This is a genomic window from Flavobacterium fragile (assembly GCF_023634865.1).
In the GTDB taxonomy this organism is placed as follows: Bacteria; Bacteroidota; Bacteroidia; order Flavobacteriales; family Flavobacteriaceae; genus Flavobacterium; species Flavobacterium fragile.
In genome coordinates, this window is sequence record NZ_JAMLJN010000010.1 from 21475 (window position 1) to 33614 (window position 12140).

Genomic DNA, 12140 nt, shown 5'->3' on the forward strand with positions numbered 1-12140 from the left:
ATTATTTTTTATTCTCAATCCATTTTCTTGCATTAACAAATGCTTCTAACCATGGAGAAACTTCATCTTTTTGGCCTCTTTCTGGATAATGTGCCCAGTTCCAAGGGAAAGTTGAGCGCTCAATGTGTGGCATCATTACTAAATGTCTTCCAGTAGTATCGCACATCATAGCCGTGTTGAAATCAGAACCATTTGGATTTGCTGGATAACCTTTGTAAGCATATTTTGCTACGATGTTATATTTATCTTCTGAATAAGGTAATTTGAATTTTCCTTCTCCGTGTGAAATCCATACGCCTAAAGTTGTTCCTTCCAAAGTGGATAACATCACCGAATTATTCTTCTGAACCGTTACCGAAGTAAAGCCACTTTCGTGTTTGTTCGAAGTGTTGTGGTGCATTTTTCCGTGAACTTCGTGTTCTGGATTAATCAATTCTAATTCCATTAATAATTGACAACCATTACAAATTCCGACCGAAAGTGTGTCTTCTCTTTTGTAGAAGTTTTTCAAAGCCGTATTGGCTTTTTCGTTGTATAAAAACGCTCCAGCCCAACCTTTAGCCGAACCTAAAACATCCGAATTCGAGAATCCTCCAACTGCTCCAATGAATTGAATGTCTTCCAATGTTTCTCTTCCCGAAATTAAATCGGTCATGTGAACATCTTTTACATCAAATCCTGCTAAAAACATGGCATTTGCCATTTCACGTTCTGAATTACTTCCTTTTTCGCGAATAATAGCGGCTTTTGGTCTTGGTTTTGAAGCATCAATCACTGGTAGTTTTCCATCAAAATGTGATGGGAAAGTGAATTGTAATTTCTGATTTTTGTAGTTATCAAAACGCTCCTTAGCCATTCCATTTTTAGATTGTTTTGAATCTAAAAGGAAAGAGGTTTTAAACCAAGTATCTCTTAAAGTTGCAATACTAAACGTTAAACTATCTTCACCATTAATAATGGTAAACGCATCGCCATCAATTGCTGAACCAATTTTGAAAATCTCAATATTATGTTGGGCAAAAATTGCTTCCACTTCAGTACTCGCTTGGAAAACAACACCGATATTTTCATTAAATAAAGCTTTAACCGTATCTTTTTCTCCTAATGAAGTCAAGTCGATTAACGCACCTAATTTATCATCAGCAAAACACATTTCTAATAAAGTAGTGATTAAACCACCGCTTCCAATATCGTGTCCTGCTTTAATTTTTCTGTCTTTGATTAAATCTTGTAAAACGTTGAACGCTTTTTTGAAGAATTCTGAATTTTGAATCGTTGGAACGTCATTTCCAATTTTATTCAACACCTGAGCGAATGAACTTCCCCCTAATTTAAACGAATCTTGTGATAAGTTGATGTAGTAAATGTTTCCGCCGTTTCTTTGTAAAACTGGTTCTACTACTTTAGTAATGTTTGAACAATTTCCAGCTGCTGAAATAATAACTGTTCCTGGCGCAATTACTTCGTCATTTGGATATTTTTGTTTCATTGAAAGTGAATCTTTTCCTGTTGGAATATTGATTCCCAATTCAATTGCAAAATCCGAACAACCTTTTACTGCTTCGTATAAACGAGCGTCTTCACCTTCATTTTTACAAGCCCACATCCAGTTGGCTGATAATGAAACCGATTGTAAGCCATCTTTCAATGGTGCCCAAACTATATTTGATAACGCCTCAGCAATAGCAGTTCTTGAACCCGCAACAGGATTTACCAAAGCCGAAATAGGCGAGTGCCCAATCGAAGTTGCAATACCTTCTTTTCCTTTGAAATCCAATGCCATAACTCCGACATTGTTTAAAGGTAATTGTAATGGACCCACACATTGTTGTTTTGCCACGCGTCCGCCTACACAACGGTCCACTTTGTTGGTTAACCAATCTTTACAAGCAACAGCTTCTAATTGTAAAACTTGACTCAAATAGCTTGCAATATTTTCTTTTGAATATTCTAAATCAGAATAATTGGTTACAACGGTTTTATCCGTCATAATGGTTTTTGGCGAACTCCCGAAGAAATCTTCTAAAGCATAATCCATTGGTTTTACACCAGTTGATTTTGATTCGAATGTAAATCTATGGTCGTTAGTTACGTCACCCACTTGATACATTGGAGAACGCTCTCTGTCGGCAATTCTTTGTAAGGTTTCAATGTCTTTTTCACCAATAACTAATCCCATTCTTTCTTGTGATTCGTTTCCGATGATTTCTTTTGCAGAAAGAGTAGGATCACCAACAGGTAATTTGTCTAAATCAATTAATCCTCCAGATTCTTCAACTAATTCAGAAAGACAATTCAAATGTCCACCAGCACCATGATCGTGAATTGAAACAATTGGATTATTATCACTTTCTACCAAACCACGAATGGCATTAGCAGCACGTTTTTGCATTTCTGGATTCGAACGTTGGATAGCATTTAATTCAATTCCTGAACCAAAAGCACCTGTATCTGCAGAAGAAACCGCAGCACCGCCCATTCCAATTCTATAATTTTCTCCACCTAAAATAACGATTTTATCGCCAGCTGTAGGTTTCTTTTTAATTGCTTGATCTAATTTCCCGTAACCAATTCCACCCGCTTGCATGATGACTTTATCGTAACCAATTTTACGATTGTTTTCTTCATGCTCGAAAGTTAATATAGAACCCGTAATTAAAGGTTGCCCAAATTTATTTCCGAAATCAGAAGCTCCGTTCGAAGCTTTAATTAAAATATCCATTGGCGTTTGGTACAACCAAGGTCTTTCTGACATTCCGTTTTCCCATGGACGTTTGTCATCTTGAGCGGAGTCGAAAGGTGCTAAACGTGAATAAGAAGTCATGTAAACGGCAGTTCCTGCTAATGGTAACGAACCTTGTCCACCAGCTAAACGGTCACGAATTTCGCCTCCTGAACCGGTTGCAGCTCCGTTGAATGGTTCTACTGTTGTTGGGAAATTATGTGTTTCTGCTTTTAAAGAAAGTACCGAATCAAATTCTTTTTCTTGGTAGAAATCTGGTTTGTCGGCACTTTTTGGAGCAAATTGTGTTACTTTCGGACCTTTTACAAAAGCTACGTTATCTTTATATGCAGAAACAATATCGTTTGGATTGGTTTCTGATGTTTTCTTAATTAATTTGAATAAAGAAGTTGGTTTTTCTTCTCCATCAATCACAAATGTTCCATTGAAAATTTTATGACGACAGTGTTCTGAATTCGCTTGTGAGAAAGCAAAAATTTCAGAATCGGTTAACTTTCTACCTAATTTAGTTGAAAGATTATTTAAATATTCAACCTCTTCTGGGCTTAGCGCTAAACCTTCAGATTTATTGTAAGCGTCAATATCTTGAATATCTAAAATAGGTTCTGGTTGGATATTAATCATATAAATTTCTTGATTTAACTCCGAATACTTTTGCGAAAGCATTGGGTCGAAATCGTTAAAATCAGCACTTACTTTTTGGAATTCTTCAATTCTAATGATACCCGAAATTCCCATGTTTTGAGTAATTTCTACAGCATTTGTACTCCAAGGCGTAACCATAGCGGCACGTGGTCCAACAAAAAAATCCGACAATACGGATTTTTCTATTTTATGTGCGTTGCCAAAAAGCCAATTTAATTTGTTGATGTCTTCTGATGAAATCTCGTTTTGCGTTTGAACCGCAAAAACCGTGTTGGATTGGTTTCCGAAGAAATGAATCATTGTATGTAGTTGTTTGTGTTGTTGAAGTTGCAAATTTATTCTAAAAAATAGAACAATCAAAATAATAATAACACTTGTTTCGTTAATCGAAAGTTGTCCAATTGTAAGCTCCCATATCAGAAGGATTACTTCTTTGATTGTTTAATATGTCGTTGAATGTAGAGTAGGTGTTATTGGCAGTTCCTTTTGCTGCAGAATTTTGTCCTATTATGAAATTGTTCTGAGTTGGATTTTTAAAATCAGGTTTGTTAACTGTTGTATTTGTAGCTATCAAACAGTTTACATAATTTGGATTTGTACTGAATTTGTATAAGATTTCATTTGCATATTGGTTACTATAATCGGCAAATTTGATTAAGCAGTTTTCAAATAAAAAATTAAAAATAGTACCAGTTTTTTTTAATGAAATTCCCAAATTACTTGATCCATAAACGATGCAATTTTTAAAATTTGCACTTCCGAGTGGAGTTGGGACGTTGTTTATTGAATCGTCACTCAAAGTCACACAAGTTTGATTTGCTCTCGACCAATAATTTGCAAAAGTACAATGCGTAAAATCATAGTTTCCACCGTAACTTCCGGCAAAAGCTACTTGACCACAATTGTTAATGACTACATTTCTGCCTACAATATTTCCCGTTCTAGCAAGAATTCCAACATTAGAACAGTTATAAATTTGTGTGTTTTCTAATTCAAGTGTTGGATTAGAACTGCCATCATTTCCGGAAACTAGAATACCTACCGTTGCATTTTTTATGGTTAGATTCGAAAACTGATTATTTGCACTTCCTGGCGTTAACCAAATGGTTCCCCATTGACCTGGAACTTCTGAAAAATCGGGCTCTAAACGATCACCTTCGAATACAACTTCATTTTCTAAAGCTGCTGTAGTTGATGGACTTCCATTCACATGAATAGAAGCATTATTAGCTACTATCAAGCCAGATTCGACATGAAAATGAACTCTTGCACCTGCGTCTACTACTAATGTTCTGTTTGGAGGAACCGCTGCATAACCATATATGACGTAAGGTTTTGTATTGGTCCAATGCAATTCATTTCCGTTATTGGGATTATTATCTTCTAAAAAACGACCACGTATAGAAACGGGGTTTCCATCGCCGTCAACTCCGAGGTTTAATTCATTATAGGTATATGTTTCATCGGGGTTTTGAACTCTTCCAGGATAAATAAAATAGGCATCTTGAATCAAAGTTACCAATTCTACTTTTTGATGGTTTGGATTAGATTCTTCTCCAAATAAAATTTGGTCAGTATAAAGAAAATCAGTTGGATTAGCATTGGCTACTTCAGCAGTTACGGAAACGAAAATAAACAAACTATCTTTGGCTAGTAATTCTACATTTTCAAAAACTTGACCTGCCATTCCATCCACCATTAAGCGGTATTTAGATGTTGTTCCTTTTTTTAATCCTAAAGAAGGAATAGAGATGTTTTTATCACTTCGATTATACACTTTTAAGGTGTAGGTACTTGAACCAATATTCGTAAAAACGGTATCAAGATATACTGTGTCTTTAGAAAATTCTAAACCACCTGTTCTGGATTCAAATTCAAAGTCGTTTCGACATGAAGTTAATGAAACGGTAAATCCAATTAGTATTAAAAGTAATAATCGACGCATGTATAGTTAATTTTGGTAAATGTAATTATTAATTTTAATTCTGTAAAAACAAAATGTGTTTAAAATAGCTATCAAAACGTTAAATCAGTTGAATTATTTTGTTTGGAATGCTTAATTTTACCAAAAATAAAGTTATGATGTTTGATAGAGAAAAAATGTTACAATTGTGTAACGATTGGAGTAAAAATACGTTAATGAATACCTTAGATATTGTTTACACCGATGCAGGCGAAGATTTTTTAACTGCTACTATGCCTGTGAATCCGAGAGTTCATCAACCTATGGGATTATTGCATGGTGGAGCAACAGTTGCTTTAGCAGAAAGTGTTGGCAGTGCTGCCTCATTAATGTTTGTTAATCCAGAGAAACAAGAAGTTCGCGGTATCGAAATTTCGGCAAATCATTTAAAAAGTAAACGAGAAGGTATGGTTACTGCTACGGCTAAAATCATTCATAAAGGTGCCAGCATCCACTTGTGGGAAATTAGAGTTGTTGATGAAGAAGGGAAGTTAATTTCGCTTTGTAAATTAACGAATATGGTATTATCGAGAAGACAATAATGCAAGTTTTTGAAGAAATAGATCTCCTTTTATCTAAACAAACTCCTTTTGTTTGTTATGTAAAACCAAATGAAAACGTCTGGAATTTACTTGTACAACAAACAGATGAAATTATTGATTTTGTAGGTCAAGACGGATTTATATTTATGCCTTTTCATGAAGGGATTCAAATAGTAATTCCGTTTGAAAACAATTTATTTTCGCAAGGTAATCTTGAAAATTTAGAAAAGAAACCCAATGAAAATTTTACTTCTGAAAGCTATCAAAAAGAAGTTTTTGAAGATTTAGTTACCAAAGGAGTCTCGGCTATTCAACAAGGCGAATTTGATAAAGTAGTTTTATCTCGAAAAATTGTTTTGAAGGAACAAATTGCTATTGTTGAAACGTTTCAGAACTTGATTTCGACTTATCCAACGGCTTTTCGCTATTTATTTTTTCATCCTAAAATTGGTTTATGGATGGGAGCAACGCCAGAACAATTGGTAAAAATCAATCAGAATCAGTTTGAAACGGTGGCTTTAGCTGGAACGCAATTGTATTCGGAAAACGTAATTTGGGCCACCAAAGAAATCGAAGAACAACAATTTGTTACTGATTATATTGTTTCTAAAGTAAAAGATAAAGTAACTCAACTTTTAGTTACTGATGCTAAAACAGTTAAAGCTGGAAATTTGTTGCATTTAAAATCGGTTATTTCGGGAGAATTAAATGCCGATTTTATACCGAATGATTTGATAAAAATGCTGCATCCAACGCCAGCTGTTTGTGGTTTACCCAAAGAACAATCCATCGATTTTATTCTGAAAAGTGAAGGCTATAATCGAAAATATTATGCTGGTTTTTTAGGTGAATACAATAAAGACAATCAAACCGATTTATTCGTAAATTTACGCTGTTTAGAAGTAGAAAATGATGTTGTGAATATTTATGTTGGTTGTGGCATCACTAAAGACAGTAATCCTAAAAAGGAATTCATAGAAACTGAAAATAAATCGATGACCATGAGAAATGTTTTAGTTTCCAAAACCTTTTAAATTCTTAATCGATAAACTTAAATTGAAAATGAAATTAGACATATTAGCTTTTGGAGCGCATCCAGACGATGTAGAATTAGGATGTAGTGGCACAATTGCCAAAGAAGTAAGCCTTGGAAAGAAAGTTGGGATTATCGATTTGACTCGTGGTGAATTAGGAACACGTGGTTCGGTTGAAATTCGCAATTCAGAATCAGCTAAGGCTTCTGAAATTTTAGGAGTTGTGTTGCGTGAGAATTTGGATATGCGTGATGGTTTTTTTGTAAATGACGAAGCTCACCAAATGAAAATAATTGAAATGATTCGTAAATATCAACCTGAAATTGTGTTGTGCAATGCTATTACTGATAGACACATTGACCACGGAAAAGGAAGTAAATTAGTTAGCGATGCTTGTTTTTTATCAGGTTTGCGACAAATTAAAACTGAGTTGAATGGCGAAGCGCAAGAAGCATGGCGACCTAAAGTCGTGTATCATTACATTCAATGGCAAAATATAGAACCAGATTTTGTGGTAGATATTTCGGAATTCATGGATAAAAAAATGGAATCGGTGTTAGCTTATAGTTCGCAATTCTATGATCCAAAATCTAATGAACCTGTTACACCAATTACCTCAAAAAACTTTTTAGATAGTATAAATTACCGTGCTCAAGACCTTGGAAGACTTGTTGGGGTAGATTATGCCGAAGGTTTTACAACGGAAAGATATTTGGCTGTCAATAGCTTAGGTGATTTAAAATAAAATTACTTAATTTTTTTGTAAAAAATGTTTGCAAAAGCTTAGAATTACACTATATTTGCACTCGCAAAACAAATGGTGATTGTAGCTCAGTTGGTTAGAGCGTCGGATTGTGGTTCCGAAGGTCGCGGGTTCGAGACCCGTCTTTCACCCTTAACATTGGAAAGCTTCGAGGAAACTCGAAGCTTTTTTTATTGTGTAAATTGAAAAAAAAGACTAAATACAAAAAAGCCTTGAATTTCTTCAAGGCTTTAGTTTTTCATAGCAAGATTTCCCTTTGTATTATAAAGCTAACTTCACAGTTAATTCAAACTCATCGTTGATAGTTTTGTCTCCTAAGTCAGAGAAAAAGCTTCCTGAACCATATTTGATATCATATTTAGTTCTGTCAACTTTTAAAGTAGTTGAAGCTGTTTTACCTGTTACTGTTAAATCAAATTTAATTGATTCAGTTTTACCTTTAATTGTTAAATCTCCAGTTACAGCATAAACTCCATTTCCTTTTTCTCCGATAGATTTAAATACTAAAGTAGCTGATGGATATTTTTCAACACCAAAGAAATCATCAGATTTCAAGTGACCATCTAAATTTGCTTTACTTTTTCCGTCTAAGTCTGTTGTATTGATAGTAGTCATGTCAACAGTAAAGTTTCCACCTACTACTTTTTTACCTTTGTAGATTAAAGCTCCTTCTTTTAAAGCGATAGTTCCTTCGTGAGAACCTGTAACTTTTTTACCTACCCAGTTGATAGTACTTTTTGCAGCGTTCACTTTTTTTGTGGTTTGTGCAGTTGTAGCGAATGATACGAAAGCTACTAAAGCTAAAGCGATTGATTTGAAATTTTTCATGTTTTAAAAATGTTTAAGTGATAATTAATATTAAATAGTAGTAAATAATTCTTGTTTTGGTTTTCTCACTTTTGCATAGTGTTGCGATTCGTCTTCTTCATGACGGTATCCAACAGTTGCTACTAATGAGGCGTTTAATCCTAATGCGTTTAATCCTAAGATTTCGTTGTATTTTTCAGGTTCAAAACCTTCCATTGGCGTAACATCAATTTTTAATTCAGCTGCCGCATTAATTAGATTTCCTAAAGCTAAATACGTTTGTTTTGATGTCCAAATTGCTTTCTTATCAGCAGGTAGAGTTACAATTTTAGATTTCATAAAATCACCAAAACCTTGTAAATCTTCTACTTTTAAGCCTCTTGTTTTAGCAATATTTTGAATGTATTCATCAATATGATGATCTTGTACATCCACAATGTTAGCAAAAACAAATAGATGAGATGCATCTACAATTTGTGATTGCCCCCAAGATACAGGCTGTAACTTAGCTCTTACTTCAGGATTTTCAATAATAAATACTTTATACAATTGTAATCCATAAGATGAAGTACTTAATTGTATTGCTTCTTTTAAAGTTTCTAAATCTGCTGCTGATATTTTTTTTGCAGCATCAAATTTTTTAGTAGCGTAACGCCATTTTTGATTTTCTATAAAGTGACTCATAGTAAAATTTGGGTTTTAATTTCTAATTTTTTCAAGCAATTCATTTAATAATTCTAATTCTGCAACAATCAAATTTTTCGAAAAGGAGAATTCATGTGTATCAACCAAAGGATCTAATTGAAGCAAAAGTTCTAAACCTTTTTCCGTTATGGTAATTTCCATTTTGCGACGGTTGTGAGGGCAAACTTCTCTAAATACTAAACCTTTAAGTAGTAATTTGTCTACTAATCGTGTTGTATTACTTGTCTTAGCAACCATTCTTTCTTGAATCATACACATGTTAGCAGGTTTTCCTTTTTGCCCTCTTAAAATGCGTAACACATTAAATTGTTCTATTGATAGGTCAAATGGTTTTAAAATTTCATTAAACTTTTCCGAAATAACATTTTGAGTATACATTATATTTAATAATGTTTTCTTCTCTAATGCTAATGGCGAATTTGTTTTTATGATTTCTTCTATTTTCATTTGATGTTGTAAAATTTGTATGTACAAATGTAGTAATTATTTTATTTGTATGTACAAATGTTTGATAAATTTTTGTTAAAATTTTAGAATTATAATTTTTAGAGTACTTTTGAAAAAAAAATATTAGAATGACAAACTTAGATCAAAACACTTGGTGGAGCCAGTTTTCGCAAGATGAAAACGGCGTTGTATTAGATGTTCGTACAGAAGATGAATTTAATGGAGGACATATTCCAGGCGCCATTAATATTGACATATATAAAGGTCAAGGATTTATATATAGAGTGGAAGAGCTAGATAAATCTAAAAATTATTATGTGTATTGTGCAGCTGGAGTACGTAGCAGTAATGCATGTAATGCAATGGAACAGTTGGGCTTTGAAAGTACATTTAATTTAATAGGAGGTTTTTCTAATTGGGATGGACCTGTTGAATAAAAAAATCCGCTAAAAAGCGGATTTTTTATTTGTTTAGAGAATGAATTACTCAGCACTTTCCTGCATCGTATGATATACGTTCATTACGTCATCGTCCTCTTCAATTTTTTCTAATAATTTTTCAACATCTGCAACTTGTTCAGGTGTTAATTCTTTAGTTATTTGCGGAATTCTATCAAATCCAGAAGATAAAATTTCTAAACCTCTTGATTCTAATTCTTTTTGGATAGCACCAAAGCTTTCAAAAGGGGCGTACATTACAATTCCATCTTCATCAGCAAAGATTTCTTCTACACCAAAATCGATCATTTCTAATTCTAATTCTTCCACATCTTGTCCTTCAGCTGGGATTCTAAAATTACACGTATGATCAAACATAAATTCAACAGAACCTTGAGTTCCTAAAGTACCATTGCATTTATTGAAATAACTTCTGATATTAGCTACTGTTCTGTTGTTGTTGTCTGTAGCAGTTTCAATTAAAACAGCAATTCCATGTGGTGCATAACCTTCAAATAAAACTTCTTTATAGTTGGCAGTATCTTTATCTGATGCTTTTTTAATAGCACGCTCCACATTTTCTTTCGGCATGTTGGCAGCCTTAGCGTTTTGTATTACGGCTCTTAATCTTGCATTAGTTTCTGGGTTTGGGCCACCTTCTTTTACAGCAATTACAATATCTTTTCCAATTCTTGTAAACGTTTTTGCCATTGCTGACCAACGTTTCATTTTACGGGCTTTTCTAAATTCAAACGCTCTTCCCATTTCTATTTGGTTTAAAGTTTAAGGTTTCAAGTTGCAAATGTAAAAAATCAAGTTAAAATTTCAAGATTAACTTTAATTTTCCAAATTCTACTTCTACTTAACTATTTTTTATAAAATGGCATTTTAACCACTTTTGCTTTAATATCTTTATTTCTAATTCGAATGTAAATTTCAGAATCGGGAGTTGACAAAGTTGTTGGTACATAACCCATTCCGATAGCAATACCTAAAGATGGTGATTGCGTTCCTGAAGTTACCACTCCAACAACATTTCCGTCAGTATCAGCAATTTCGTAATCGTGACGAGGAATTCCTCTTTCTACCATTTCGAAACCAACTAATTTACGAGAAACACCTGCTTCTTTTTGTTTTTTCAAGTTTTCTGAATTGGTGAATTCTTTATCAAATTTTGTGATCCAACCTAAACCTGCTTCTAATGGAGATGTGGTGTCGTTGATATCGTTTCCATATAAACAGAATCCCATTTCTAAACGTAGGGTATCGCGAGCTGCTAATCCAATTGGTTTAATTCCGAATGCTGCACCTGCTTCAAAAACTTTGTTCCAAATGTATTCTGCATCTTCGTTTTTGAAGTAAATTTCAAATCCTCCTGAACCGGTATATCCAGTAGCCGAAATAATTACATCGCTTTTTCCAGCAAAATCAGCAATTTGGAACGTGTAATATCCCATATTAGATAAATCAATAGAAGTTAAAGATTGCATTGCTTCTGCTGCTTTTGGACCTTGGATAGCTAATAAAGAATATGCATCAGAAGCATTAATCATTTCTACTCCTAAATCATTGTGTGCCGAAATCCAATTCCAATCTTTTTCAATATTAGAAGCATTTACTACTAATAAATAATGATTGTCTTCAATTTTATAAATGATTAAATCATCTACAATACCACCTTCATTATTGGGTAAACATGAATACTGCGCTTTTCCATTAACTAATTTAGAAGCATCATTTGAAGTTACCTTTTGAATTAAAGCCAACGCATTTTCTCCTTTCAAGAAGAATTCTCCCATGTGCGAAACGTCGAAAACACCAACGCCATTTCTAACGGTTTCGTGTTCTACATTTACTCCTTCATATTGAACGGGCATATTATATCCTGCAAATGGAACCATTTTAGCTCCTAAACTTTCGTGAATGTGCGTTAATGCTGTATTTTTCATGATTTAATTGTGTAAAATTTATGACGGCTAATTTATTGAAAATTCTTAAAAAAGCCCTTTGATTTTCCTTAAAATTTGAGAACTATTTATTTTTTGTTAATAATG

11 protein-coding genes and 1 tRNA gene are annotated in these 12140 nt (G+C 33.6%); 5 read left to right on the plus strand and 7 right to left on the minus strand.

Translation table 11 applies throughout. From position 1 onward, the window contains the following. Nucleotide 1 precedes the first annotated feature (1 nt). Complete coding sequence (purL, locus tag NAT47_RS10905; RefSeq protein WP_250582686.1) at nt 2-3688, minus strand: phosphoribosylformylglycinamidine synthase; 3687 nt, start codon at nt 3686-3688, stop codon at nt 2-4. Between the two features lie 82 nt (nt 3689-3770). Beyond that, nucleotides 3771-5333, minus strand: a complete 1563-nt coding sequence (locus NAT47_RS10910; RefSeq protein WP_250582688.1) for a hypothetical protein — start codon at nt 5331-5333, stop codon at nt 3771-3773. Between the two features lie 134 nt (nt 5334-5467). Here NAT47_RS10910 and NAT47_RS10915 point away from each other — a divergent pair, with 134 nt between their 5' ends. From NAT47_RS10915 to NAT47_RS10930, 4 genes are all read left to right on the plus strand, one after another. Next, on the plus strand, nt 5468-5893 hold the full coding sequence (locus NAT47_RS10915) for a PaaI family thioesterase (RefSeq protein WP_250582690.1): 426 nt from the start codon (nt 5468-5470) through the stop codon (nt 5891-5893). After that, entirely contained in the window at nt 5893-6927 is a 1035-nt protein-coding gene (locus NAT47_RS10920; protein ID WP_250582691.1) for an isochorismate synthase, read from the plus strand. The genes NAT47_RS10915 and NAT47_RS10920 overlap by 1 nt, the downstream gene beginning before the upstream one ends. A 28-nt stretch (nt 6928-6955) precedes the next feature. Further along, nucleotides 6956-7672 (plus strand): bacillithiol biosynthesis deacetylase BshB1, encoded by a 717-nt coding sequence (gene bshB1 / locus NAT47_RS10925; protein ID WP_250582693.1) that lies wholly within the window; start codon nt 6956-6958, stop codon nt 7670-7672. A 74-nt stretch (nt 7673-7746) separates the two neighbouring features. After that, nucleotides 7747-7822: transfer RNA gene (locus tag NAT47_RS10930), tRNA-His, on the plus strand. Nucleotides 7823-7951: 129 nt separating this feature from the next. Here the strand turns inward: NAT47_RS10930 and NAT47_RS10935 are convergent. The 3 genes from NAT47_RS10935 to NAT47_RS10945 are packed head-to-tail and all read right to left on the minus strand — an operon-like array spanning nt 7952 to nt 9649. Then, nucleotides 7952-8518, minus strand: a complete 567-nt coding sequence (locus tag NAT47_RS10935; RefSeq protein ID WP_250582695.1) for a YceI family protein — start codon at nt 8516-8518, stop codon at nt 7952-7954. 30 nt (nt 8519-8548) lie between these two features. Next, nucleotides 8549-9181 carry an NAD(P)H-dependent oxidoreductase gene (locus NAT47_RS10940; RefSeq protein WP_250582697.1) on the minus strand — a complete coding sequence of 211 codons (633 nt, stop codon included), beginning with the start codon at nt 9179-9181 and terminating at the stop codon, nt 8549-8551. A gap of 15 nt (nt 9182-9196) precedes the next feature. Beyond that, nucleotides 9197-9649 carry a MarR family winged helix-turn-helix transcriptional regulator gene (locus NAT47_RS10945; protein WP_250582699.1) on the minus strand — a complete coding sequence of 151 codons (453 nt, stop codon included), beginning with the start codon at nt 9647-9649 and terminating at the stop codon, nt 9197-9199. 128 nt (nt 9650-9777) lie between these two features. Here NAT47_RS10945 and NAT47_RS10950 point away from each other — a divergent pair, with 128 nt between their 5' ends. Continuing rightward, nucleotides 9778-10086: a rhodanese-like domain-containing protein gene (locus NAT47_RS10950; RefSeq protein ID WP_250582701.1), complete on the plus strand. Its 309-nt coding sequence runs from the start codon at nt 9778-9780 to the stop codon at nt 10084-10086. Nucleotides 10087-10131: 45 nt separating this feature from the next. Here NAT47_RS10950 and NAT47_RS10955 read toward each other — a convergent pair whose 3' ends face one another. After that, complete coding sequence (locus NAT47_RS10955; protein WP_250582703.1) at nt 10132-10851, minus strand: YebC/PmpR family DNA-binding transcriptional regulator; 720 nt, start codon at nt 10849-10851, stop codon at nt 10132-10134. A 101-nt stretch (nt 10852-10952) separates the two neighbouring features. Continuing rightward, entirely contained in the window at nt 10953-12035 is a 1083-nt protein-coding gene (gene gcvT / locus NAT47_RS10960) for a glycine cleavage system aminomethyltransferase GcvT (protein WP_250582705.1), read from the minus strand. Nucleotides 12036-12140: the final 105 nt, after the last annotated feature.